Here is a 26,209-nt window from a genome sequence, read left to right as displayed (position 1 = left end):
GTGTCAGCCAACAAGTCAGTTGCCTGACACACCGCATTCGCGAGCAAGCCCGCTCCCACAGTTTTGAATTTGCGTTTAACCCTGATGAGGTGGCAGTTGCATGTACCAGTACGATGATTACGACCGGGCGCTGGTGTTCGAGCGCGTTGCGCAGTTTCGCGATCAGGTCGAGCGCTTCATGGCCGGTGAGTTGAGTGAAGAGGAGTTCCTGCCGCTGCGCCTGCAAAACGGCCTGTACATGCAAAAACACGCGTACATGCTGCGGGTGGCGATTCCCTACGGCACGTTGAGCGCCGGGCAGATGCGCACGCTGGCGAGCATTGCCAGTGACTACGACCGTGGCTACGGCCATTTCACCACGCGACAGAACATGCAGTTCAACTGGATCGAACTGCACGAGGTGCCGGACATTCTCGAACGCCTGGCGCAGGTCAACATGCATGCGATCCAGACCTCGGGCAACTGTGTGCGCAACATCACCACCGAAGCCTTCGCCGGGGTCGCGGCAGACGAGCTGATCGACCCGCGTCCGCTGGCGGAGATCCTGCGGCAATGGTCGACGATCAACCCGGAATTCCTGTTCCTGCCGCGCAAGTTCAAGATCGCCATCTGCTCGGCGAAGCAGGACCGCGCGGCGATCATGATGCACGACATCGGCCTCTACCTTTACCCCGGTCGCGACGGGCAGATGCTGCTGCGGGTGATCGTCGGTGGAGGTCTGGGGCGCACGCCGATTCTCGGTCTGCAGATCCGCGATGGTTTGCCGTGGCAGCATTTGCTGTCTTACGTCGAGGCGGTGTTGCGGGTCTACAACCGCCACGGCCGGCGCGACAACAAGTACAAGGCGCGGATCAAGATTCTGGTCAAGGCGCTGGGCATCGAGGCGTTCTCCAAGGAAGTCGAAGAGGAATGGCAACATCTCAAGGACGGTCCGGCGCAACTGACCGAGGCTGAATACCAGCGGGTTGCCGACGCCTTTGTGCCGCCGAGCTACCGCACGCTGGCGGGCACCGATCTGGATTACGGCACGCACCTGGCGGAAAACCCGGCGTTCGCTCGCTGGGTTGCGCGCAATGTGCAACCGCATAAAGTGCCGGGCTACACCAGCGTGGTGCTGTCGACCAAACCGGGCCTGGCCTCGCCACCGGGGGACGTCACCGGTTTGCAGATGCTGGCGGTGGCCGACTGGTCCGAGCGCTTCGGCTTCGGTGAAATCCGTATCGCCCATGAACAGAACGTCGTCCTGCCGGATGTGCCCAAGTCCGAGCTGTATGCACTGTGGCAACTGGCCAAAGAGCAGGGATTGGGCGCCGCCAACGTCGGTCTGCTGACCGACATCATTGCCTGCCCCGGCGGTGATTTCTGTGCGCTGGCCAACGCCAAGTCGATCCCGATTGCCCAGGCGATTCAGGCGCGTTTCGACAACCTTGATTACCTGCACGATCTGGGTGACATCAGCCTGAACATCTCCGGCTGCATGAACGCCTGCGGCCATCACCACATCGGCAACATCGGGATTCTCGGTGTCGATAAAAACGGCAGCGAGTGGTACCAGATCACCCTCGGCGGAGCGCAGGGCAAGAACAGCGCACTGGGCAAAGTCATCGGCCCGTCGTTCAGCGCTGCTGAAGTGCCGCAGGTCATCGAGCGGATCATCGGCACCTTCGTGCGCTATCGCGAGGCCGAAGAACTGTTTGTCGACACCGTGGCGCGCATCGGCCTGGAGCCGTTCAAGGAACGGGTCTACCCGAAAACGCTGGAGGTGTCGGCATGAATAATCTGTTGCGGATGGAGGAGGGCGGAGCGCGGATTGTAATGGACGATCCGTGGACGCTGATCCGCTCGCCTGAAACGGATGACGCGGCTGAAATGTTGATTCTGCCGCTGGCCCATTGGCTCGAGTCGCCCTCGACCCATGCGGTCTGGCTGGGCCCGGACGACGGTGTCGAAAGCCTGCTGCCGTGGCTGGCGTCGCTGCCGCTGATCGCTCTCGACTTCCCGAGCTTTCGTGACGGTCGCGCCTACAGCCAGGCCTATCTGTTGCGTAGCCGTTTCGGCTGGAAAGGAGAGTTGCGGGCGATTGGCGATGTGTTACGCGATCAACTGAGCCACATGCGCCAGTGCGGTTTCGACAGCTTCGCGGTGCGCGAGGACAAATCCGCCGAGGATGCGCTCAAGGGGCTGGCGGGGATGAGCGTGTTGTATGGGCGCTCGGTGATTGAGCCGCGGCCGTTGTTTCGTCGTCGTTGAGACGAGGCTCGCACAGGGGAAACCCTTAGAACCCTTACAAATCGGGGATTTTTCCTTGGGTCGATGCTGGCCTTTTGGTAGAGTCCCCGTCGCCAGCGGGTTTTCGGCTGGACGACGGAACGAAGAAGGGAGTCTGATCAGTGGGTCCGGGCAAAAAGATTCTGGGCCTCACCGCGTTGCTTTTGATGCTGACGCTGTGGGCCGGTTACATCTACGTATTCAACGAAAGCCGCGGCGGTCAGCTCGGCGGTGTCGGCGAAAGCACCGCGTGGTGCGGCACGCCGCCGTCCTCGGATGCGGCGCTGCTGGGCAAGGATCAATTGACCTTGCGCATCACCAACAACCTGCGCGGCGAGTTCATGCTCAGCGGCGCGGTGGTGGTGTCTGAACGAACCTTCAACCGCTATGACCTGGGCCGCAACGAATTGCGTCTGCGCCTGGAACCGTTGCAGTGGTCCTACGGCGTCACGCCGATCTTCCTGGAACAAGTCAAAGTCCTGCCGCTGAGCCGCAACCTCGCCTCGACCGACAAGAGTGCCTTCGCCCAGCTCGAATCGCGCCCGATCGGCGTTCAGGGCCGGGTCACCGAGTTTCCTTTCGACACTTACCGCTACGGCTACAAGCCAGTCCTGTATTACCTCAAGGGCAACGAGCGCGTCGACCTGCGCTTCAAGAACATCACCACGCTGATGGAGATGTCCAACACCTTCACGCCGATCCAGAAGTACAACCGCGCCGACTACATCAACGAGAAAAACGTGATGGTCCGCGACGAGGACTACAAAGCCTACGGCCACCACGAATGCGCGTTCAGCGTCGAGCGCAAAGGCGCGTTCAAGGTCGTGGTGCTGCTGATGCTGCTGGTGTTGTGCCTGCCGTTGCTGCTGGTGTTCTACCGTGATGAGCCGGGGATCGACTTCCTCGCCACGCTGGTGGGGATCGGCGTGGTGCGCACGGTGCTGGTGGGGCCGGTGCAGGATTTCCAGCTGTACAACATCGACTTCCTGTTTGGCGCGGCTCTGCTGCTGGTAGGCACGGTGTCGCTGATCAAGGCGATGCGGCTCAACAGCCGGCGGGAGATTGCGTTGCGCAGTGGAGAGAGTTCGACCTGGTGAACCCGATCTGAGTCGGGTGTTGCCGCACTTCTGGCAGGGCGTCGGGATTCATTTCTCGCCAGCCCTGCCACAAACCGTTTGCCGAGCTCTATGGAGCCACCTTGCGATGCAATACGAATATCGTAACGGGCGAGCGCAAAGCCTGAGGTTTTAGCTATACCTGTAACTCCCCGATGTAACAAATCAGGCCTTCTGACAGGAGTTACAGCATGAAGCTAGCCGTAATGATGAGCACCCTGTGTATTGCCACGCTTGGCGTAGCGGGCTGCTCCAGCAAAACCGTCGCTCCGGATGAGTATTCAGGCTTCCTCAAGGACTACAGCCAACTCAAAGAGGCCAAATCACCCTCCGGCGCCGAGGTGATGCGCTGGGTCGATCCCAAGCTCGATATCAACAAGTTCACCAGCGTCTATATCGAACCGACTCAGCTGTATCCCAAGCCTCAGCCGACCGTGAAAATTCCGCAGCAGACCCTCAACGGAATCACCGCCTACTATGATCAGGCACTCAAGCGTGAGGTGGGTAAATCCCTGCCGTTGGCCAATGGCCCCGGCCCGGGCGTGATTGTGGTGCGTGCGGCGATCACAGCGGTCAGCAGCAAGACCGAAGGCCTGCATGCCTATGAAGTGGTCCCGATTGCCCTGGTGGCCGCAGCGGTCAGTACCGCAAGCGGCATTCGCGATCAGGAAACTACCCTGGCCACCGAAGCGGTTTTTCTCGATGGTGGCAATAACAAGGTAGTGGCGCAGGTCGTGCGCAAAGGCACCGGCAAGCCGCTGCAGAACGACTCCCAGGTGATGAAAGCCGATGACGTTAAAGCGGTGATCGATGGATGGGCGTCGGACTTGCATCAGTCGTATCTGAAGATGAAATCCAAATGATGCAGTGCTGCTGATGGGATCGTCGTCAGCAGACGCTCGTCGTCATAGACATGCAGGCTCGCGCGGTAAAACGGCATCAGCCTTTGCCGGTGCGCCTGCAGCCGCTGCGTGAACCCACCGGTAGCATCGTAGACCGTTGCGTACGACGAATGGACGCACAACACAAGGCTTGATCATCACGGATACCGTTTATCGTTTCGAGTCCACCGGGTTGAGTAACGGCATTTTCCATTCCCCGCTGGCCACCTCCGGCCTTGGCAGATACAGACGCAAGATTCCGTAAAATGGGCCGTTCGGGGCCGGCAGCCAATTGGCCTGTCGGTCTTTCCCCGGATTCTTGTGCTGCACGTAAAGGGTCAGGCCGCCGTCGGTATCGAGCTTCAGGTCCGGCAGCATCCGCGAGTTGATCAGGTAGCGGTTGAGCGGGTTGGCCACCAGCAATTTGCTCTTGCCGTCGTACATCGTCAGCGACCAGAACGCATCCGCTGGGGGCAGGGTGCCCTTGTCGAAATGCAGGGTGTAGTCGTGTTTCGAGGCGTCGGCCGGCTGCCCGTCCTTGTCGAGGAAGTAACCGATGTAATTGGCCTCTTCGGCGGAATTGCCGAAGATTCCGACTCTCGCACCGGCGTAGCGGTACAGATAGTTGCCCTTGAGGTGATCGCGGGTGCCGAAGAAATCACCGCTGGTCACTTGGTGAGTATCGACCTTGTCTTTCTGGAACGCGGCGAACTCGGCTTTCGCGTCAGCAATCCCGTCCTCAAGCGCCTTGCGCTGCTCGGCACTGAGGGCCTTGAGGTCGAATGGCCGGCCCGCGCCGATACCGATTTTGGCGAAGCGCGCCAGCAGGTCTTTCTCGACATCCTGTGGCGGGGTGAAGGCCAGCATGAAGTTCAGGTAGCGGAACAGATCCGGGGTTTCGCTCATGGTTGGAGTCGGTTTCGGCCAGCTGATTTTCGGCGCTGGCGCCGGCGCTTTCTGTTTGACGTAATGGCTCAACGGTTCGACCTTGTAGCCTTTCTGGATCTGCTTGACCTTGGCCAGGTCCTTGTCGTCGAACAGTTGCGTGCGGTAGAGCGCGTAGGTGATGTTGCTTTCGCTGCGCAGCAACCGGTCGATATTCAGCGGCTGCTGACCCTGCCATTCCGGCCCTGCAATCATGAAATGACCGCCGTTGTTTCCGGTGCTGCGGGTGCCGAGGTAAGCGAAGTTCTGCGTGTAGGCGTCGATCAGTTGCACCGAGTAATAACGGTGCTCTTCGATGGGCGGCAGAGTGAGGATCAGGGGTTCGGTGCGCAGGTCCATCCAGACGAACGAGTAAGGCGTATCGGCGTTCGGGGTGACGAACGCAGTGTCTTTTGCGGTGAAGGCTTTGGCGGTGTTGCCGATCTGGTTCAGCGGCGCTTTGTAGTTCGGACTCTTGGTATCGATGGCCTGGGTGTACAGGGTCTTGTACATCTCGACCACCGGGAAACCGTACAGATAGGCTTCCTTGGCGATGGCCCGGGCTTCATCGGGACTGGCGGTGAATTCCTGAGCGCCGACGCCACAGCTGACGAACGTAGCCATGACGCTGTATGCAGCTATCTTGAGGGCTGTCTTCGACCGGTTACAGATAACGGACGTCAGCGAGCGCGCCGACGAAAAGGCGTGAATTCCCGTTTTATTCGACATGATTCCCCAATTCCCTGGTGGCTCAGTGGACGACTCGGCACTTTGCGGCCGTTAAGGCGTAATCCTTTTCTTTTCAAGCCTGTAGGACATGTCTGTTGAAACTAGCAGCTAATCGGGGGTTAGCCAGTCAGAGGGATTAATTCTTTGGTTTTGTGCGCAGGATCACGCCAGTTTGTGCACTGGCGTGAACCCCGTGCAATTTCAATGCTTTTTCGCCTGTTCGCGTACCCGTTCTTCCTGCTCGCGCAGTTCCGGGGTGAACTCGGCACCAAAGTCTTCGGGGCTGAATACCTGGCGAATCTCGATTTCAGCCTCGGTGCCCGGCATGGGATTAGGGCAGCGCTTGACCCACTCGATGGCTTCTTCCTTCGACTTCACGTCCCAGATCCAGTAACCGGCGATCAGCTCCTTGGTTTCTGCGAAAGGGCCGTCGATCACGCTGCGTTTTTCGCCGCTGAAACGCACCCGCGCGCCTTTGCTGCTGGGGTGCAGACCATCGGCGGACACCAGAATGCCGGCCTTGGCCAGTTCCTCGTTGTAGTTGCCCATGTCGGTCAGCAGCTGTTCGCTGGGCATCACGCCGGCTTCGGAGTCCTGGCTGGCTTTGACAATGATCATGAAGCGCATGGTGTTTCTCCGCTGGAAAGTGAGGGATTCAATGCTTCGTCGAATGGCGGGGGCTTGAATCGACAGGTCGTTAAATAAAAGATGCAGACTCGCGTTTTAACAAGCATCGCCTCCATACGGAATGTGTCCGCCATGCCCACACTGGAACTCACCACCCTGATTCCCGATCGCACCCCGAGCGAGGTGCTCGACTTCTGTCTGGAGGGCATCAATTTCCCGAAGATCTTCCCCGAACGCGTCACCCCGCTGGGGGATATCGACCTGAACAACTTGCGTATCGAAGCCGGGCGGCAATTCCGCTTCCGGCACTGGATGTTCAACCTGATTCCGTCGAACTGGACGGTGACGATCCGCGAAGTCGGCGACACGCATTTCGTCGATGAAATGCTCAAGGGACCGCTGCGTGCCTTTCGTCACGAACATCGGGTGGCGGCGGGTGAGGGCGGTACGCTGTACACCGACCGTGTGACGTATTCGGCGATTGGCGGGGCGTTCAGCGAGCGATTGCTGGTGAATGGTTACATGCGGCGGATATTCCAGGCCCGGCATCGCAATATGCTGCAATTGCTTGGGTAGTGCTCAAGGTTGTATCCAATGTTGTGTGCCAGCACATGACAATTTCGGTTGAGGCATAGGTCGTCGGACAATTTCGTGGTTAACTTCCGCCTCTTGCATGCTTTCCCAACAACGTTAAGAAGGACTCCGTTCATGGCTCAAGTCACTCTCAAAGGCAACCCGGTTCAAGTCAACGGCCAGCTGCCACAAGCCGGTTCCAAGGCGCCAGCCTTTTCCCTGGTAGCCGGCAATCTGTCCGACGTCACCCTGAAAGACTTCGCCGGCAAGCGCAAAGTGCTGAACATCTTCCCAAGCGTCGACACTCCGACCTGCGCTACTTCGGTACGCAAGTTCAACGCTCAGGCCAACGAACTGGCCAACACCGTGGTGCTGTGCATCTCGGCTGACCTGCCGTTCGCCCAGGCCCGCTTCTGCGGCGCCGAAGGCCTGGAAAACGTTCAGAACCTGTCGACCCTGCGTGGCGCCGAGTTCATCCAGAACTACGGTGTGGCCATCGCTGACGGCCCGCTGAAAGGCCTGACTGCCCGCGCAGTGGTTGTTCTGGACGAAAACGACAACGTCCTGCACAGCGAACTGGTCAAGGAAATCGCTGAAGAGCCGAACTACGATGCGGCCCTCGCTGTATTGAAATAAGTGTGCTCAAGTAAATGCGCTGAAATCAGCGCATTTACAATTGTTAACGGCCTGGCCCTGTCCAGGCCGTTTTCATTTGTGTATCAGTGTTTTGGCTCACACCTTGAAACGTAAGTTGAAGGTAAATTGCCGGTAAAGCTGCTTTGCTTTACCCCCACCAGTGCTTATCGTTCAGCCTCCAGTAAAAGAAGCCCACGCGCCCAATGGTTAATCACTCCATGCAATCGTCTTCCCGAAACTCTCGTCGCTGGCTGCTGAGCCTGCTTGTCCTGCTGGTCATCGCCGGTCTGTGCTGGAAATTCTGGCCCGCCGGATCGACCCACAAGGAGGGCGGCGAGAAAGCCGCGGCCGGTCACACCGGTCGTTCGGGGATGATGCGTCCGGGCTTCGGCGGTGCGGCAGGTCCGATCCCGGTGCGCGTGGCGCCCGCGGTGACCGGTGACTTCCCGCTGTACTACAAGGCCCTGGGTACCGTGACGGCGCTGAATACCATCAACGTGCGTAGCCGGGTCGGTGGCGAACTGGTGAAGATCTATTTCGAGGAAGGGCAGATGGTCAAGGCCGGCGACCTGCTGGCGGAAATCGATCCGCGTCCGTACCAGAACGCCTTGCTCCAGGCTGAAGGCACTTTGCTGCAGAACCAGGCACAGCTGAAAAACGCCCAGGTCGATGTCGAGCGCTATCGCGGCCTGTACAAGGAAGACAGCATTGCCAAGCAGACCCTGGACACCGCCGAAGCGCTGGTCGGCCAGTACCTCGGCACCGTGAAGACCAATCAGGCGGCAGTCAACGACGCCAAGCTCAACCTCGAATTCACCAAGATCCGCGCACCGATTGCCGGTCGCGTCGGCCTGCGTCAACTCGACGTCGGCAACCTGGTGGCGGCGAATGACACCACGTTCCTTGCCGTCATCACCCAGACCCAACCGATCAGCGTGGTCTTCACACTGCCGGAAAATACCCTCGACACTGTGCTCGCCCGCTACCACAGCGGCGCCAAACTGCCGGCCGAAGCGTGGGACCGTGGCGACACCAGGATCCAAGCCACCGGTGTGCTGCAAAGCCTCGACAACCAGATCGACGTGACCACCGGCACCCTGAAATTCAAGGCGCGCTACGAAAACCGTGACCAGTCGCTGTTCCCCAACCAGTTCGTCAACGTCCACCTGCTGGCCGACACCCTGAAGGGCGTGGTGCTGGCGCCGTCGGCGGCAATCCAGTTCGGCACCAACGGCACCTTCGTCTATGCGCTGGACGGCGACAAGAAAGTCACTATCCGCCAGTTGAAGATCGGCGCCAGCGACGGCCAGAACACCGTGATTACCGAAGGCCTGGCCGCCGGCGACCGTGTGGTGCTGGAAGGCACCGACCGTTTGAAGGAAGGCAGTGAAGTGGAAGTGGTCAACGACACTCAGGATGTGCCGGCCACCCCGACCGAACACCTGCAAGGCAAATCGGCCGCCACCGTCACCGACAAGGCCAAGAAGGGCGCATGAACATTTCGCGTCTGTTCATCCTCCGCCCGGTCGCCACCACGCTGAGCATGTTGGCCATCGTGCTGGCCGGCCTGATCGCCTATCGCCTGCTGCCGGTTTCGGCTCTGCCGCAGGTCGATTACCCGACCATCCGGGTCATGACGTTGTACCCGGGCGCCAGTCCGGACGTGATGACCAGCGCTGTCACTGCGCCGCTTGAGCGCCAGTTCGGGCAGATGCCGGGCCTGACGCAAATGGCCTCGACCAGTTCCGGCGGTGCGTCGGTGCTGACCCTGCGTTTCAGCCTCGACATCAACATGGACGTCGCCGAACAGCAGGTGCAGGCCGCGATCAATGCCGCGACCAATCTGCTGCCGACCGATTTGCCGGCGCCGCCGGTGTACAACAAGGTCAACCCGGCGGACACCCCGGTACTGACCCTGGCCATCACCTCGAAAACCATGCTGCTGCCCAAGCTCAACGATCTGGTCGACACGCGCATGGCGCAGAAGATCGCCCAGATCAGCGGCGTCGGCATGGTCAGCATCGCCGGCGGCCAGCGTCAGGCGGTGCGGATCAAGGTCAACCCGGAGGCGCTCGCCGCCAACGGCCTGAACCTGTCGGACGTGCGCACGCTGATCAGTGCGTCCAACGTCAATCAGCCCAAAGGTAACTTCGACGGCCCGACCCGGGTGTCGATGCTCGATGCCAACGACCAGCTGACGTCGCCCAAGGACTACGCGAACCTGATCCTGGCCTACAAGAACGGCGCGCCCCTGCGACTCAAGGATGTTGCGCAGATCGTCGATGGCGCCGAGAACGAGCGTCTGGCCGCGTGGGCCAACCAGAATCAGGCCGTGTTGCTGAACATTCAGCGTCAGCCGGGCGCCAACGTGATCGAAGTGGTCGACCGGATCAAGGCGCTGCTGCCGAGCATCACCGACAACCTGCCGGCCGGTCTCGAAGTAACTGTGCTGACCGACCGCACCCAGACCATCCGTGCCTCCGTCACCGACGTGCAGCACGAACTGCTGATCGCCATCGCGCTGGTGGTGATGGTGACGTTCCTGTTCCTGCGGCGTGCCAGTGCCACCCTCATTCCGTCGGTGGCCGTGCCGCTGTCGCTGATCGGTACGTTCGGCGTGATGTACCTGGCCGGGTTCTCGGTCAACAACCTGACCTTGATGGCCCTGACCATCGCCACCGGTTTTGTGGTCGACGATGCGATCGTGATGCTGGAGAACATCGCCCGCTTCATCGAGGAAGGCGACAGCCCGATGCAGGCCGCGCTCAAGGGCGCGAAGCAGATCGGCTTCACCCTGATTTCCCTGACCCTGTCGCTGATTGCGGTACTGATTCCGCTGCTGTTCATGGCTGATGTGGTAGGGCGGCTGTTCCGCGAGTTCGCCATCACCCTGGCGGTGGCGATCCTGATTTCCCTTGTCGTCTCGCTGACCCTGACACCAATGATGTGTGCCCGGTTGCTCAAGCGTGAGCCAGAGCCGCAAGAACAGGGCCGTTTCTACCGTGCCAGCGGTGCGTTCATCGACTGGATGATCGCCGCTTACGGACGCAAGTTGCAGTGGGTGCTCAAGCACCAGCCGCTGACGCTGCTGGTGGCCATCGGCACCCTGGCGTTGACCGTGTTCCTCTACATGGTCGTGCCCAAGGGCTTCTTCCCGGTGCAGGACACCGGGGTGATCCAGGGCATTTCCGAAGCGCCGCAGTCGATTTCCTTTGCCGCCATGGGCGAGCGTCAGCAGGCGTTGGCCAAGGTGATTCTGGAAGATCCGGCCGTTGAAAGCCTGTCTTCCTACATTGGCGTCGACGGTGACAACGCCACGCTCAACAGCGGTCGTCTGCTGATCAACCTCAAGCCCCACGCTCAGCGCGACCTGACTGCCGCACAAGTGATTGCTCGCCTGCAACCGCAACTGGACAAACTGGTGGGCATCCGCCTGTTCATGCAGCCGGTGCAGGACCTGACCATCGAAGACCGTGTCAGCCGCACCCAGTACCAGTTCAGCATGTCCTCGCCGGATTCCGAACTGCTCAGCCTGTGGAGCGGCCGTCTGGTCGAGGCACTGGCCCAGCGTCCTGAGCTGACCGACGTCGCCAGCGACTTGCAGGACAAGGGTTTGCAGGTGTTCCTGGTGATCGACCGTGACGCGGCTTCACGCCTCGGCGTGTCGGTGGCGAACATCACCGATGCGCTGTACGACGCCTTCGGCCAGCGGCAGATTTCGACCATTTACACCCAGGCCAGCCAGTACCGCGTGGTGCTGCAGGCTCAGGCCGGGGAGAAGATCGGTCCGCAGGCGCTGGATCAGATTCACGTCAAGACCACCGATGGCGGCCAAGTGCGGTTGTCGAGCCTGGCCCATGTCGAGGAGCGGCAGGCGCAACTGGCGATCACCCACATCGGCCAGTTCCCGGCGGTGATGATGTCGTTCAACCTTGCCCATGGCGTGGCGCTGGGGCATGCGGTGGATATCATCGAGCAGGTGCAGAAGGACATCGGCATGCCGATTGGTGTGCAGACTCAGTTCCAGGGCGCGGCCGAAGCGTTCCAGGCCTCGCTGTCGAGCACCTTGCTGCTGATTCTGGCGGCGGTGGTGACCATGTACATCGTGCTGGGCGTGCTCTACGAGAGCTACATTCACCCGATCACCATTCTGTCGACCCTGCCGTCGGCGGCGGTCGGCGCCTTGCTGGCGTTGCTGCTCAGCGGCAATGACCTGGGCATGATCGCGATCATCGGCATCATCCTGCTGATCGGTATCGTCAAGAAGAACGCGATCATGATGATCGACTTCGCTCTCGACGCCGAACGGACCCAGGGCATGGCGCCGGAGCAGGCGATCTACCAGGCGGCGCTGTTGCGTTTCCGGCCGATCCTGATGACGACCCTCGCAGCCTTGTTCGGTGCGGTGCCGCTGATGCTGGCCACCGGCTCCGGCGCTGAATTGCGTCAGCCGTTGGGTCTGGTGATGGTCGGCGGCTTGCTGGTTAGCCAGATTCTGACGCTGTTCACCACGCCGGTGATCTACCTGTATTTCGACCGCCTCGGTCGACGCTGGGGCCGTGCACCGTCGGCGGTGGAGCCGGTAGAACAGCCATGAACCTGTCCGGTCCTTTCATCAAGCGCCCGGTGGCGACCATGCTCCTGAGCCTGGCGATCATGCTGCTGGGGGGCGTCAGCTTCGGTTTGCTGCCGGTGTCGCCACTGCCACAAATGGACTTCCCGGTGATCGTGGTCCAGGCAAGCCTGCCCGGCGCGAGCCCGGAAGTCATGGCATCCACCGTGGCCACGCCGCTGGAACGCTCGTTCGGCGCCATCGCCGGCGTCAACACCATGAGCAGCCGCTCCAGCCAGGGTTCGACCCGGGTCATTCTGCAATTCGATCTCGACCGCGACATCAACGGTGCGGCGCGGGAAGTTCAAGCGGCGATCAACGCCTCGCGCAACCTGCTGCCGAGCGGGATGCGCAGCATGCCGACCTACAAGAAGGTCAACCCGTCGCAGGCGCCGATCATGGTGTTGTCGCTGACGTCGGATGTGCTGGAAAAAGGCCAGCTCTACGATCTGGCTTCGACCATCCTCTCCCAGAGTCTGTCCCAGGTGCAGGGTGTCGGCGAAGTGCAGATTGGCGGCAGCTCCTTGCCGGCGGTGCGCATCGAACTCGAACCCCAGGCCCTGAACCAGTACGGCGTGGCGCTGGACGATGTACGCAAGACCATCGCTGGCGCCAACGTGCGTCGGCCGAAGGGCTCGGTCGAGGATGATCAGCGCTTGTGGCAAATCCAGGCCAACGACCAGTTGGAGAAAGCCAAGGACTACGAATCGCTGATCATCCACTACAACGGCGGTGCCGCACTGCGTCTGAAGGACGTGGCCAAGGTTACCGACGGCGTGGAAGACCGCTACAACAGCGGTTTCTTCAACGACGACGCGGCGGTGCTGCTGGTGATCAACCGCCAGGCCGGTGCCAACATCATCGAGACGGTCAACGAGATCAAGGCGCAGTTGCCGGCGTTGCAGGCGGTGCTGCCAGCCAGTGTGAAGCTGAATCTGGCGATGGATCGTTCGCCGGTGATCAAGGCCACGCTGCACGAAGCCGAAATGACCCTGCTGATTGCCGTGGCGCTGGTGATCCTGGTGGTGTTTCTGTTCCTCGGCAACTTCCGCGCATCCCTGATTCCAACCCTGGCGGTGCCAGTGTCGCTGGTCGGCACCTTTGCGGTGATGTACCTCTATGGATTCTCGCTGAACAACCTGTCGCTGATGGCGCTGATTCTCGCCACCGGACTGGTGGTGGACGACGCCATCGTGGTGCTGGAGAACATTTCCCGGCACATCGACGAAGGCGTCAAGCCGATGAAGGCCGCGTACCTCGGGGCCAAGGAAGTCGGGTTCACCTTGCTGTCGATGAACGTGTCGCTGGTGGCGGTATTTCTGTCGATCCTGTTCATGGGCGGGATCATCGAAAGTCTGTTCCGCGAGTTTTCCATCACCCTGGCCGCTGCCATTGTGGTGTCGCTGGTGGTTTCCCTGACCCTGACACCAATGCTCTGCGCCCGCTGGCTCAAGCCGCACACGCCGGGCCAGGAAAACCGTCTGCAACGCTGGAGCCGTCGCACCAACGACTGGATGGTCGGCAAGTACGCCACCAGCCTCGACTGGGTGTTGCGTCACCGGCGCCTGACACTGTTGAGCCTGATCATCACGGTCGGCGTGAACGTCGCGCTGTACGTGGTGGTGCCAAAGACGTTCCTGCCGCAGCAGGACACTGGCCAGTTGATCGGTTTCGTGCGCGGTGACGACGGTCTGTCGTTCAGCGTGATGCAACCAAAAATGGAGACCTTCCGCCGCGCCGTGCTCAAGGACGAAGCGGTCGAGAGTGTCGCCGGGTTCATCGGTGGCAACAACGGCACCAACAACGCCTTCATGCTGGTGCGCCTGAAGCCGATCAAGGAACGCAACCTTTCGGCGCAGAAAGTCATCGAGCGTCTGCGCAAGGAAATGCCCAAGGTGCCCGGCGCGCAATTGATGCTGATGGCCGACCAGGACCTGCAATTTGGCGGCGGCCGCGAGCAGACAACGTCGCAGTACAGTTACATTTTGCAGAGCGGTGATCTGGGCGCTTTGCGCGAGTGGTACCCGAAAGTGGTCACCGCATTGCGCGCCTTGCCGGAGCTGACCGCCATCGACGCCCGTGAGGGGCGCGGTGCGCAGCAGGTGACACTGATCGTCGATCGCGACCAGGCCAAACGCCTGGGCGTGGACATGAACATGGTCACTGCAGTGCTGAACAACGCCTACAGCCAGCGGCAGATCTCCACGATCTACGACAGCCTCAACCAGTATCAGGTGGTGATGGAGGTCAATCCGAAATATGCCCAGGATCCGGTCACCCTCAATCAGGTGCAGGTAATCACCGCCGATGGCGCGCGTATTCCGCTGTCGACCATCGCCCACTACGAAAACAGCCTGGAAGACGACCGGGTCAGCCACGAAGGCCAGTTCGCCTCCGAAAGCATCGCGTTCGACATGGCCGAAGGCGTGACAGTGGAGCAGGGCAGTGCCGCCATCGAGCGGGCCATCGCCAAAGTCGGCCTGCCGGAGGACGTGATCGCGAAAATGGCCGGCACCGCCGACGCCTTCGCGGCAACCCAGAAGAGTCAGCCGTTCATGATCCTTGGTGCATTGCTGGCGGTGTATCTGGTGCTGGGCGTACTGTATGAAAGCTACATTCATCCGCTGACGATTCTGTCGACACTGCCGTCGGCCGGGGTCGGTGCGTTGCTGTCGATCTATGTGCTGGGCGGCGAGTTCAGCCTGATCTCGTTGCTCGGGCTGTTCCTGTTGATCGGTGTGGTGAAGAAGAACGCGATTCTGATGATTGACCTGGCGCTGCAATTGGAGCGTCACCAAGGCATGGCGCCGCTGGAATCGATCCGCAGTGCCTGTCTGCAACGTCTGCGACCGATTCTGATGACCACGCTGGCGGCGATTCTCGGCGCCTTGCCGTTGTTGCTCAGCCGGGCCGAAGGCGCGGAAATGCGCCAGCCGCTGGGCCTGACGATCATCGGCGGGCTGATCTTCAGCCAGGTGCTGACCCTTTACACCACGCCTGTGGTTTACCTCTATCTCGACAAGGCCCGCCACCGCTTCAACAAGTGGCGTGGCGTACGTACCGATGCCGCTCTGGAAACTCCGCTATGAATGACCGTTCACTTATCCAACTGGCCAGTGTTCGCGGCTCGCGTTTGCTGAGCCTGTCATTGTGCGTGGCGATGCTCAGTGCGTGCGCTGTCGGCCCGGATTACCAGCGCCCGCAAACCGCCGAAATCGCCCAGTACAAAGAGGCCGAAGGCTGGCGCCAGGCCAGTCCCTCCGACTCCCTGGCCCGTGGCGCCTGGTGGGAACTGTACGGCGACCGTCAGCTCAATGAGCTGGTCGAAAAACTCAACAGTTCCAACCAGACCGTCGCCCAGTCCGAGGCGCAATATCGTCAGGCCCAGGCGTTGGTGCGCGATGCACGCGGCGCTTTTTACCCGAGCATCGACCTGAGCGCGGGCAAGACCCGCTCCAGCCAGGGCACCGGCAGCAGCAGTTCGAGCCTGAGCAGTTCTTCCAGCGGTATTCGTGACACCTACAACGCACAACTGGGTGTCAGTTGGGAAGCCGATGTCTGGGGCAAGTTGCGCCGTGGGCTGGAAGCCAATGAAGCCAGCGCCCAGGCCAGCTTCGCCGACCTGGCGGCGATGCGCCTGAGCCAGCAGTCGGAACTGGTGCAGAACTATCTGCAATTGCGCGTGATCGATCAGCAGAAGCGTTTGCTCGAGTCGACGGTGGAAGCCTACGAACGTTCGCTGAAAATGACCCAGAACCAGTACAACGCCGGGGTTTCCGGGCGTGACGCGGTAGCCCAGGCGCAGACACAACTCAAATCCACCCAGGGCGATCTGGTGGACTTGATCTGGCAGCGGGCGCAATTCGAAAACGCCATTGCGGTACTCATCGGCCAGCCACCAGCACAATTCAAACTGGCCGAAACCCAGGACATTCCGAAGCTGCCGCAGATTCCCCTGAGCCTGCCCTCGCAATTGTTGGAGCGTCGTCCGGACATCGCTTCGGCGGAACGCTCGGTGATCGCGGCCAACGCCAACATCGGTGTGGCCAAAGCCGCCTATTACCCGGACTTCAGCCTGAGTCTGAGTGGCGGCTATAGCAGCAGCACCTCGCAGAACCTGATCAGCCTGCCGAACCGTTTTTGGTCGGTGGGCCCGAAAATGAGCCTGCCGCTGTTCGACGGCGGCCGACGCTCGGCGGAAGTCGACCGTACCGAAGCGAAGTACGACGAGACTGTGGCCAAATACCGGCAGACCGTGCTCGACGGCTTCCGTGAGGTGGAAAACTATCTGGTGCAGTTGAAGGTGTACGAGGACGAGGCGGCGGTGCGTCAGGAAGCGCTCGACGCCGCGCGCGATTCCTTGCGCCTGACGCAAAACCAGTACAAGGCCGGGCTGATTGCCTACATCGACGTGGTGGTGGTGCAAGCCACGGCGTTGAGCAACGAGCGGACCGTGCTCAACATCCTGCAGAGTCGACTGATTGCCAGCGTGCAATTGATCGCGGCGCTGGGCGGTGGCTGGGATGGGCAACTGGAAACCAGCCAGAATCCGTGAGACAGGCTTGATCGTTCCCACGCTCTGCGTGGGAACGCAGCCCGGGACGCGCCGCGTCCCATCCAAAGCCGAACGCGGAGCGTCCGTAGAGCAATTCCCACGTGGACGGTTCGACGCCTCGACGTGGGAACGGCCTGTGTCTTGGCTACCGAGCTAGAGCCTTCGAGTGTGATCAAACAAGCGTTTCATCGCCTTGATGGCCATTTGATTACTTTGTCAGTGCGTTCTTCTGTGCAATCAGTACAATCGGCGCATTTGGCCCCGCTGAGAACGGAAGCAGTACGGTGGGGTGGTCACGAGAACTCTCATGCTCATCGGTAGTTATTCCTTCACGCTGGTTTTCATTTCGCTGTGTGTGGCGATCCTCGCGTCCTATACCGCGCTCGACCTTACGGGGCGTATCGCCACCGCCAAGGGCCGCGCGGTGCATTTGTGGACGGCCGGCGGCGCGTTCGCCATGGGCATCGGCGTCTGGTCGATGCACTTCATTGGCATGCTCGCCTTCAAACTGCCGATCAGCCTGGGTTATGACATTCCGATCACCGCGCTTTCGCTGCTGATCGCCGTGCTGTCCAGCGGCTTCGCCTTGTGGCTGGTCAGCCAGCCGAAACTGCCGGCCTGGCAACTGGCCTTTGGCGCCTTGATCATGGGCGCCGGCATCAGCGCCATGCACTACACCGGCATGGCCGCGATGCGCATGCAGCCGGGTATCGATTACGACCCGACCTTGTTTGGCGCTTCGCTGCTGATTGCTGTTGGCGCTTCGGCAGCGGCGTTGTGGATTGCCTTCCGTCTGCGTCAGCAATCGCCCTACGTGCGCCTGTTTCGTGCCGGCGCGGCCATCGTCATGGGCATCGCGATTGTCGGCATGCACTACACCGGCATGGCGGCGGCGCGGTTTCCCGACGGCAGTTTCTGCGGTGCAGCGATCAGCGGTCTGAACGGCAATGGCCTCGATAATCTGGTGCTGATCACCACGCTCGCCGTGCTGAGCATCGCACTGCTGACCTCGATTCTCGATGCCCGCCTCGAAGCGCGCACTGCCGATCTGGCCCATTCGTTGACCGTGGCCAACCGCGAGCTCACCCAATTGGCCCTGCACGACACCCTGACTGGCCTGCCGAACCGGATGCTGCTGGACGACCGGATCAATCAGGCGATGAAAAAGGTCAACGAACAGGGCGGCTGTTTCGCGCTGATGTTTATCGATCTGGATGGCTTCAAGCCGGTCAACGACGCATTCGGTCACCACATGGGCGACCAGTTGCTGCGCGAAGTAGCGGTGCGTTTGCGTGAAGATTTGCGCAGTCTCGACACGCTGGCGCGGATCGGCGGCGATGAATTTGTCTTGCTGGTGCGCCTGACCGAACCCAACGATGCGTTGGGCCTGGCGGCGCGTCAGGTCGGCTTGATCGCGCAGTCGTTTCGTGTGGCCGAGCATGACCTGCAGATTTCCGCCAGCGTTGGCATCGCCCTGTACCCGGGCAACGGCCAGAACGCCCAGGAACTGCTGATGAACGCCGATGCCGCGATGTACCACGCCAAGGGTGGCGGTAAAAACGGCTACAGCTTCTTCGACGCCTCGATGAACAGCAACGCCCGCAAGCAACTGCAACTGTTGCAGGACCTGCGTGCGGCGCTGGAGCACAGCCAGTTCAGCCTGCATTACCAACCCAAGTTCCACGCGGCCGATGGGCGTCCGGTCGGTGCCGAGGCGCTGCTGCGCTGGGAGCACCCGCTCCACGGCATGCTGATGCCGGACAAGTTCATCGACCTGGCCGAGAAGACCGGACTCATCATTCCGATCGGCGAATGGGTACTCAACGAAGCCTGCCGGCAGATGCGCGAATGGTACGTGCTGGGCTACACCGACTGGCGGATCGCGGTAAACCTGTCGGCGTTGCAGTTCTGCCACACCGGTCTGGTGCAAAGCGTCGCCAAGGCCCTGGCCACTCACCACTTGCCGGCCAACAGCCTGACCCTGGAAATCACCGAAACCACCGCCATGAGCGATGCCGACGCGAGCATGACGGTGTTGCAGGAACTGTCCGACATGGGCGTCGACCTCTCCATCGACGATTTCGGCACCGGCTATTCGAGCCTGATGTACCTCAAGCGCCTGCCGGCCAACGAGCTGAAGATCGACCGCGGTTTTGTCCGCGACCTGGAGCATGACAGCGACGACGCTGCGATTGTGTCGGCGATTGTCGCGCTCGGTCAGGCGCTGGGCCTGCGCATCGTGGCCGAAGGCGTGGAGACCGGGGTGCAGCAGGACTTCCTGACGCAACTGGGCTGCGACTCGCTGCAAGGTTATCTGCTGGGCCACCCGATGCCGGCCGATCGCTTTCTGCAGGACATCGTTCGCGGCAAGCAAGCGGCGGTGAGCTGAACGACTGACACAGGCCATGCAAAACCTCGCAATGGCGGTTATTCTTCCCACCGACTGTTACGTGTGCATCGGGGGGAAGGCCAGCATGGATAAAGTCATTGTGATCACTGGCGGCGGTCGCGGAATCGGGGCCGCTACTGCGCTGTTGGCTGCCGAGCAAGGCTATCGGATCTGCATCAATTACCAGTCGGACGAGCAGGCAGCCCACCACGTACTCGATCAGGTGCGTGAACGCGGTGCCACCGCCATTGCGGTCCGCGCCGACGTCAGCATCGAAGACGAAGTGATCGGCCTGTTTCACCGGGTCGACACAGAGCTGGGCCGGGTCACTGCCTTGGTGAACAACGCCGGCACCGTCGGGCACAAATCGCGGGTCGACGAAATGTCCGAATTCCGCATCCTCAAAATCATGAAAACCAACGTCCTGGCGCCGATCCTCTGCGCCAAGCACGCGATCCTGCGCATGTCACCGAAACACGGCGGGCAGGGCGGTAGCATCGTCAACGTGTCTTCGGTCGCCGCACGTCTGGGTTCGCCGAACGAGTACGTCGATTACGCGGCGTCCAAAGGCGCGCTCGACTCGTTCACCATCGGCCTGTCCAAGGAAGTGGCGGGCGAGGGGATTAGGGTCAACGCGGTGCGTCCGGGCTACATCTACACCGACTTCCACGCACTGAGCGGCGATCCGGACCGGGTCAGCAAGCTGGAATCGGCCATTCCAATGGCTCGCGGTGGGCGGCCGGATGAAGTGGCGGAGGCGATTGTTTGGTTGTTGTCGGACAAGGCTTCGTATGCGACCGGGACTTTCGTCGATCTTGGCGGCGGGCGTTAGTCAAGGTTCGTTCCCACGCGTTGCGTGGGAACGATTGCTTCAAAACGACCGCACTATCCGCCCCAACGTCTCCATCGCCTTCTCCGAACTCTCGGTCCACGGGCTGCCGTAATTCAACCGGATGCAATTCCTGAAGCGCTGGGTCGGCGAGAAGATCGGCCCCGGCGCAATGCTGATGCCCTGCGCCAACGCCATCTGAAACAACTTCAACGAATCCATCTGCGGTGGCAGTTCCAGCCACAGGAAATACCCGCCCGCCGGTTGGCTCACGCGCGTCTGCGCCGGGAAGTAGCGGGCGATGGCCGCGAGCATGGCGCTTTGCTGTTCTTCGAGGGCATAGCGCAATTTGCGCAGGTGGCGGTCGTAGCCGCCGTGTTGCAGGTAGTCGGCGATGGCTGCCTGGGCCGGCATCGAGGCGCAGAGTGAAGTCATCAGTTTCAGGCGTTCGATTTTCTGCGCGTAGCGTCCGGCGGCGACCCAGCCGATGCGGTAGCCAGGGGCCAGACTCTTGGCGAACGAGCCGCAATGCATCACCAGACCTTCGGTGTCGAAGGCCTTGGCCGGTTTCGGTGCCTGCTGGCCGTAATAGAGTTCGGCGTAGACGTCGTCTTCGATCAGCGGCACCTGATGCTGTTTCAGCAGTTCCACCAGTTCCTGTTTCTTGGCCTCGGGCATGGTCGCGCCCATCGGGTTCTGGAAACTGGTCATGCACCAGCAGGCCTTGATCGGGTGCCGCTCCAGGGTCTGGGCGAGCACGCCGAGGTCGATGCCGTCGCGCGGGTGCACGGGGATTTCCACGGCTTTGAGCTTCAATCGCTCCAGCACTTGCAGGCTGGCGTAGAACGCCGGGGCTTCGATGGCCACCAGATCGCCGGGTTCGGTCACCGCTTGCAGGCACAGGTTCAGCGCTTCAAGGGCGCCGTTGGTGATCAGCAGTTCTTCCATCGGCAACATCAAGCCGCCGACCATGTAGCGCAGGGCGATCTGGCGGCGCAGCTGCGGATTACCCGGCGACATGTCGGTGACCACCATGCGCGGGTCCATTTCCCGGGCAGCGCTGGCCAGCGAACGTGACAGACGTTGCAGCGGGAACAGTTCGGGGCTGGGGAATGCCGAGCCGAACGGCACGGTGCTTGGGTCCTTGATCGATTCCAGCACCGAGAACACCAGTTCGCTGACGTCGACTTTGGTGGACTCGTTGACCTGGCTGCTGATCACCGGCTCCGAGAACGGGCTCGGGGCGTGAGTGTTGACGAAGTAGCCGGAGCGCGGCCGGGCGCGGATCAGGCCGCGACGTTCCAGCAGGTAATAGGCCTGGAACACTGTGGACGGGCTGACGCCATAGGTCTGGCTCGCGTAGCGCACCGACGGCACCCGCTGGCCGGGGCCGAGGACGCCGGAGCGGATCAGTTCAGCGATGTCGTCGGCGAATTTTTCGTAGCGTTTCATCGGGGGCCTTGGTGCGTGGTGTTGGGTGTTTTTGAGGTGGGTCAGAGACATCAGCCCTCACCCTAACCCTCTCCCGGAGGGAGAGGGGACTGATTGGGGGATGCTTCAGAGTTACGCCGACCTGAACGTTCTGCTGTGAATCCATAATCGACTGGGTTTTTCAGGTCGATGTACAACTCCTTACACCTCGGTCGGTTCCCTCTCCCTTTGGGAGAGGGTTAGGGTGAGGGGGATCGCACTGACACTACTCACTCCCCGAAACCGCCGCCATCTTAAAGCCTCAACGATTCATCGGCGCAACAAACCGGCTCTTCGCCACGCTATAAACCTCGGGTTCATCGCTGTCGGCAATCTTGAAGCTCAAGGTTTGCGAGCTGCTGGCCGGACGCTCTGTGGTCATCGCCACCGACACCGGCACATCGACAATCTCGCCTGCGGCCAGGCTCAGCTCGGTCTTGCCTTGCAGCTGGAAGCCGTCGCCATCCACCAGGCTCAGGTTGTAGTCCTGGCGCTGCTGGGTCTTGTTGATGACTTTGAGGGTGTAGATGTTCTCGATCTGGCCCTGACCGTTCTCTCGGAACAACCCTCGGTCCTTGGTCACGTCCAGCGACACCATCGGCCGTTCGACCAATGCCAGGGCGAGGGCGCCGATCATCACGACCAGCACCGCGACGTAGCCGATCAGTCGCGGACGCAGCAAGTGCGTCTTGCCACCCTGCAACTCACGCTCGGAGGTATAGCGAATCAGGCCGCGGGCGTAACTCATCTTGTCCATGATCGAATCGCAGGCGTCGATGCACGCTGCGCAGCCGATGCATTCCATTTGCAGACCGTCGCGAATGTCGATGCCGGTCGGACAGACCTGCACGCACAACTGGCAATCAATGCAATCGCCGAGGCCGGCTTCGGCCGGTTTCACCTCGCGTTTGCGCGGGCCACGGTTTTCGCCCCGGGCCACGTCGTAGGAAATCGCCAGGGTGTCCTTGTCGAACATCACACTCTGGAACCGCGCATACGGGCACATGTGCATGCACACCGCCTCACGCAGCCAGCCGGCATTGATGTAGGTGGCGGCGGTGAAGAACAGCACCCAGAACAGGCTGACACCGCCGATCTGCAGGGTCAGCAGTTCCTCGGCCAGCGGGCGGATCGGGGTGAAGTAACCAACGAAGGTCAGGCCGGTCAGGATACTGATCGCCAGCCACAGTGTGTGCTTGGCCGCACGCCGCGCCAGTTTGTTCAGGCTCCAGGGCGCCGCTTGCAGTTTGATGCGCTGGTTGCGTTCACCTTCGGTGATCTTCTCGCACCACATGAAGATCCACGTCCACGAACTCTGCGGGCAGGTGTAGCCACACCAGACGCGGCCTGCAAACACGGTGATGGCGAACAGGCCGAACGCGGCGATGATCAGCAGCGCTGACAGCAGAATGAAATCCTGCGGCCAAAAGGTCGCGCCAAAAATGTGGAACTTGCTTTCGGAAAGGTCCCAGAGCACCGCCTGACGACCGCCCCAGTTCAGCCATACCGTGCCGAAAAACAGCAGGAACAGAAATCCCGCGCCACTCATGCGCAAGGTGCGGAACAGGCCGGTGAAGCTGCGGGTGAAGATCTGGTTGTCGCTGGTGGCGTGTTTCGCCTTCATTGGGCGCGCCGGTACTTTTTTTATCTGGGGTGATGCTTCTACGGTTCGGACGGGGATTCGTTCGCTCATGGTCGTTCGCTCATCAGCCTCCATCAGGCCAGTGAACTATGAGCGCCGATCTGTTTGCATAACAGACTCAGGTATTTCAATAAAAAGCGTATCAGATGAGTTTTGCGCCCAGCCCTGCGACAACTTGAAGCAGCCCGCTAGCTGTGGCGCAGATGCCTATCCCAGACGTCTGCGCCGGTTGTTGATCGAGGTCAGTCAAATCACCGAATCACTGTCGGTGGCTTTCAGGTGTTTGCGCCCATCCCTGGCACCTGCGACGGTCAAGGCATCGGCTTCGGCTTCTGTGATGTAAATGCGCCGACCTTCGATTTCCACGGCGGACATCGATTTTTCACTGTCGGTGATGACCGTCAGGTCGCCGCACAGGCGAATCTGTTCACCGTTTTCGGTGGCGAAAAAACAGGTCTGGTTTTCGATGCGCACGGTCATGGGGCTGTCCTTTTTCCAGGGGGTGTTTAAAGGTTAGGGCGCAGCCCCGTGTGATCGTTCTGCGCAACCGATTAATGGTCGCCGATGGGTCAGACGATCACTGGCGGCATGGTCGTCGGCGGCTCTTCCTTCGGTGGCGGCGTGGTGCCCGGTGGTTCCTGTTCGGGAATCGGCTGCGGCTCGGTTTCGGGCAGCACCGGTTTGTCGATGTTCGGATCGGGCGTTTCAGCAGGGATTGGAATACTCATCAGTTGAACCTCCGTGTGGCACATGGCGTGAGAAGTGCTTAAGTGGGTTGACCACTTCACCGCGAATTCGATCCGATTTTGTGGCGGGGCAAATCCCTGTGAACTTTTGCCGGCGAGGGTCGCTCGGAACCTGAGAGAGTTCATCGTCGGGCGCAGGCCCGGCTGTGATCGCCAAACAGGCAAACGAGCGTCCTTGGGGCGTTAAGGAGAGATGCTCAATGACTGCTGAAAAACCCTCCGAACAGAGCTACAACCCGCACATCCCGCTGTCGCAGGCGTTGCTGCTGCCACGCATCGTCATTGAAAACACCCGGCCTTCGCTGGATGGCGGGCAGTTTGCCGTCAAGGCGGTGGTCGGGCGCGAGATCGTGGTCACCAGCAAGATCTTCGCCGACGGTCACGACAAACTGGCGGTGCGCATCCGCTGGCGTGAAGAAGGCGAGGAAGTCTGGCAAAGCGAAGTCATGACCGATCAGGGCAACAATGGCTGGGAAGGCCGGTTCCGGCCCCAGCGTATTGGTCGTTATCTTTACCTGATCGAAGCCTGGATCGACCCGTTCGCCAGTTTTCAGTACGAACTGGAGAAAAAACATCTAGCCGCCGTCCCGGTCAGCCTGGAGCTCCAAGAGGGTCGCACAATGGTGCAACAGGCGGCCGAGCGCAGTGACGGGCCGCTCAGCGAGCGGCTTGCAGCGTTGCACCACGAATTGTCTGGCCTGCTCGAAACCGAGCAGGTCGCGCTGTTTCTGCACCCGCAAAGTGCGCAGCTGATGGCCGAGGCCGATCACCGCCCGTATCTGAGCATCAGCGCCGAATTTCCGCTGGACGTCGAGCGCGAACTGGCCGAGTTCGCCAGTTGGTACGAGCTGTTTCCCCGCTCGATCACCGACGATCCCGCCCGCCACGGTACATTCAATGATGTGCACTCGCGATTGCCGATGATTCAGGACATGGGTTTCGACGTGTTGTATTTCACGCCGATCCACCCGATCGGCCGCAGTCATCGCAAGGGCCGCAACAACTCCCTGACTGCTGGCCCGGATGATCCCGGCAGCCCTTATGCGATCGGCAGCGAAGAGGGCGGGCACGAAGCAATTCATTCGCAACTCGGCACTCGTGAAGACTTTCGTCGGCTGGTGGCGGCTGCCGCCGAGCACGGTCTGGAGATCGCTCTCGATTTCGCCATTCAGTGTTCCCAGGATCACCCGTGGCTCAAGCAGCATCCGGGCTGGTTCAACTGGCGGCCGGACGGCACGATCAAATACGCGGAAAACCCGCCGAAGAAGTACCAGGACATCGTCAACGTCGACTTCTACGCGCCGGAAGCCATTCCGAGCCTGTGGGTCGAACTGCGTGACATCGTCGTCGGCTGGGTCGAAGAGGGCGTGAAGATCTTTCGCGTCGACAACCCACACACCAAACCGCTGCCGTTCTGGCAATGGCTGATCGCCGACGTGCGCACGCTCCACCCGGAGGTGATCTTCCTCGCCGAGGCTTTCACCACGCCTGCGATGATGGCGCGGCTGGGCAAGGTCGGTTACACCCAGAGCTACACCTATTTCACCTGGCGCAACACCAAGGCCGAACTGGCGAGCTATTTCAGCGAACTCAACGAATCGCCGTGGCGCGAATGCTACCGGCCGAATTTCTTCGTCAATACGCCGGACATCAACCCGGCGTTCCTGCATGAGTCGGGGCGTCCCGGGTTTCTCATTCGTGCGGCGCTGGCGACCATGGGTTCGGGCCTGTGGGGCATGTATTCGGGGTTCGAACTGTGCGAGTCGGCGCCGGTGCCGGGCAAGGAGGAGTACCTCGATTCCGAGAAGTACGAGATCCGTGTCCGCGACTTCAATGCGCCCGACAACATCATCGCCGAGATCGCCCAGCTCAATCGCATCCGCCGGCAGAACTCGGCCCTGCACAGCCATTTGGGCCTGAAAATCTACAACGCCTGGAACGACAACATTCTGTATTTCGGCAAGCGCAGCGCCGATGGCAGCAATTTCATTCTGGTGGCCGTCAGCCTGGATCCGCATCACGTGCAGGAGGCCAATTTCGAATTGCCACTGTGGGAAATGGGCCTGCCGGACGATGCCACTACTCACGGCGAAGACCTCATGAGCGGCCATCGCTGGGACTGGCACGGCAAGTACCAGTTCATGCGGATCGACCCGGCTTATCAGCCGTTCGGGATCTGGCGGATCAGCGCTTGATTCGGGCCGACGCATTCA

19 protein-coding genes are annotated in these 26,209 nt (G+C 60.9%); 13 read left to right on the top strand and 6 right to left on the bottom strand.

Translation table 11 applies throughout. The features are described from left to right. Positions 1-100: 100 nt before the first annotated feature. From ACW9HX_RS01555 to ACW9HX_RS01540, 4 genes are all read left to right on the top strand, one after another. Entirely contained in the window at positions 101-1,774 is a 1,674-nt protein-coding gene (locus ACW9HX_RS01555) for a nitrite/sulfite reductase (RefSeq protein WP_457379214.1), read from the top strand. After that, positions 1,771-2,250, top strand: a complete 480-nt coding sequence (locus ACW9HX_RS01550) for a DUF934 domain-containing protein (protein WP_457379213.1) — start codon at positions 1,771-1,773, stop codon at positions 2,248-2,250. Before ACW9HX_RS01555 ends, ACW9HX_RS01550 begins: the two co-directional genes overlap by 4 nt. Positions 2,251-2,390: 140 nt before the next feature. Beyond that, positions 2,391-3,365, top strand: coding sequence for a hypothetical protein (locus tag ACW9HX_RS01545; RefSeq protein ID WP_457379212.1), 975 nt, complete (start codon positions 2,391-2,393; stop codon positions 3,363-3,365). Positions 3,366-3,574: 209 nt separating this feature from the next. Beyond that, on the top strand, positions 3,575-4,246 hold the full coding sequence (locus ACW9HX_RS01540; RefSeq protein ID WP_457379211.1) for a DUF3313 domain-containing protein: 672 nt from the start codon (positions 3,575-3,577) through the stop codon (positions 4,244-4,246). A 189-nt stretch (positions 4,247-4,435) separates the two neighbouring features. Here ACW9HX_RS01540 and ACW9HX_RS01535 read toward each other — a convergent pair whose 3' ends face one another. Then, entirely contained in the window at positions 4,436-5,812 is a 1,377-nt protein-coding gene (locus ACW9HX_RS01535; protein WP_457379210.1) for a DUF1254 domain-containing protein, read from the bottom strand. Between the two features lie 306 nt (positions 5,813-6,118). Then, positions 6,119-6,544 (bottom strand): YciI family protein, encoded by a 426-nt coding sequence (locus ACW9HX_RS01530; RefSeq protein WP_096820252.1) that lies wholly within the window; start codon positions 6,542-6,544, stop codon positions 6,119-6,121. 132 nt (positions 6,545-6,676) lie between these two features. On the opposite strand from ACW9HX_RS01530, the gene ACW9HX_RS01525 reads away from it, so the two are divergent. The 8 genes from ACW9HX_RS01525 to ACW9HX_RS01490 all read left to right on the top strand — a co-directional run bounded on the left by ACW9HX_RS01525 (position 6,677) and on the right by ACW9HX_RS01490 (position 20,141). Then, positions 6,677-7,120: a polyketide cyclase gene (locus ACW9HX_RS01525; RefSeq protein WP_457379209.1), complete on the top strand. Its 444-nt coding sequence runs from the start codon at positions 6,677-6,679 to the stop codon at positions 7,118-7,120. Between the two features lie 132 nt (positions 7,121-7,252). Continuing rightward, positions 7,253-7,753 carry a thiol peroxidase gene (gene tpx / locus ACW9HX_RS01520; RefSeq protein ID WP_085731150.1) on the top strand — a complete coding sequence of 167 codons (501 nt, stop codon included), beginning with the start codon at positions 7,253-7,255 and terminating at the stop codon, positions 7,751-7,753. 203 nt (positions 7,754-7,956) lie between these two features. Then, the gene (locus ACW9HX_RS01515) at positions 7,957-9,249 is read left to right on the top strand and encodes an MdtA/MuxA family multidrug efflux RND transporter periplasmic adaptor subunit (RefSeq protein WP_457379208.1); all 1,293 of its coding nucleotides are present in this window, start codon (positions 7,957-7,959) and stop codon (positions 9,247-9,249) included. After that, positions 9,246-12,350, top strand: a complete 3,105-nt coding sequence (locus ACW9HX_RS01510) for an MdtB/MuxB family multidrug efflux RND transporter permease subunit (protein ID WP_457379207.1) — start codon at positions 9,246-9,248, stop codon at positions 12,348-12,350. The genes ACW9HX_RS01515 and ACW9HX_RS01510 overlap by 4 nt, the downstream gene beginning before the upstream one ends. Further along, entirely contained in the window at positions 12,347-15,454 is a 3,108-nt protein-coding gene (locus ACW9HX_RS01505; RefSeq protein ID WP_457379206.1) for an efflux RND transporter permease subunit, read from the top strand. The genes ACW9HX_RS01510 and ACW9HX_RS01505 overlap by 4 nt, the downstream gene beginning before the upstream one ends. Further along, positions 15,451-16,920: an efflux transporter outer membrane subunit gene (locus ACW9HX_RS01500; RefSeq protein WP_457379205.1), complete on the top strand. Its 1,470-nt coding sequence runs from the start codon at positions 15,451-15,453 to the stop codon at positions 16,918-16,920. Before ACW9HX_RS01505 ends, ACW9HX_RS01500 begins: the two co-directional genes overlap by 4 nt. 307 nt (positions 16,921-17,227) lie before the next feature. Then, positions 17,228-19,309, top strand: a complete 2,082-nt coding sequence (locus ACW9HX_RS01495) for a putative bifunctional diguanylate cyclase/phosphodiesterase (RefSeq protein WP_457379204.1) — start codon at positions 17,228-17,230, stop codon at positions 19,307-19,309. Positions 19,310-19,394: 85 nt separating this feature from the next. Further along, a complete protein-coding gene (locus ACW9HX_RS01490) occupies positions 19,395-20,141 on the top strand; it encodes an SDR family oxidoreductase (RefSeq protein ID WP_457379203.1) in 747 nt (248 codons plus the stop codon). 39 nt (positions 20,142-20,180) lie between these two features. Here the strand turns inward: ACW9HX_RS01490 and mapR are convergent, their stop codons facing one another. From mapR to ACW9HX_RS01470, 4 genes are all read right to left on the bottom strand, one after another. After that, on the bottom strand, positions 20,181-21,590 hold the full coding sequence (gene mapR / locus ACW9HX_RS01485) for a GntR family transcriptional regulator MpaR (protein WP_457379202.1): 1,410 nt from the start codon (positions 21,588-21,590) through the stop codon (positions 20,181-20,183). Between the two features lie 280 nt (positions 21,591-21,870). After that, on the bottom strand, positions 21,871-23,301 hold the full coding sequence (gene ccoG, locus ACW9HX_RS01480; protein ID WP_457379201.1) for a cytochrome c oxidase accessory protein CcoG: 1,431 nt from the start codon (positions 23,299-23,301) through the stop codon (positions 21,871-21,873). Between the two features lie 195 nt (positions 23,302-23,496). Next, positions 23,497-23,730 carry a DUF3203 family protein gene (locus ACW9HX_RS01475; protein WP_085708222.1) on the bottom strand — a complete coding sequence of 78 codons (234 nt, stop codon included), beginning with the start codon at positions 23,728-23,730 and terminating at the stop codon, positions 23,497-23,499. Positions 23,731-23,819: 89 nt separating this feature from the next. Continuing rightward, a complete protein-coding gene (locus ACW9HX_RS01470) occupies positions 23,820-23,978 on the bottom strand; it encodes a hypothetical protein (protein WP_173861372.1) in 159 nt (52 codons plus the stop codon). Positions 23,979-24,196: 218 nt separating this feature from the next. Here ACW9HX_RS01470 and ACW9HX_RS01465 point away from each other — a divergent pair, with 218 nt between their 5' ends. Next, positions 24,197-26,191 carry an alpha-1,4-glucan--maltose-1-phosphate maltosyltransferase gene (locus ACW9HX_RS01465; protein ID WP_457379200.1) on the top strand — a complete coding sequence of 665 codons (1,995 nt, stop codon included), beginning with the start codon at positions 24,197-24,199 and terminating at the stop codon, positions 26,189-26,191. Positions 26,192-26,209: the final 18 nt, after the last annotated feature.

It is taken from the genome of Pseudomonas sp. SDO52101_S400, from assembly GCF_054071635.1.
The sequence above is the reverse complement of the archived record's forward strand: the minus strand, read 5'-3'. Positions and strand labels throughout refer to the sequence as shown.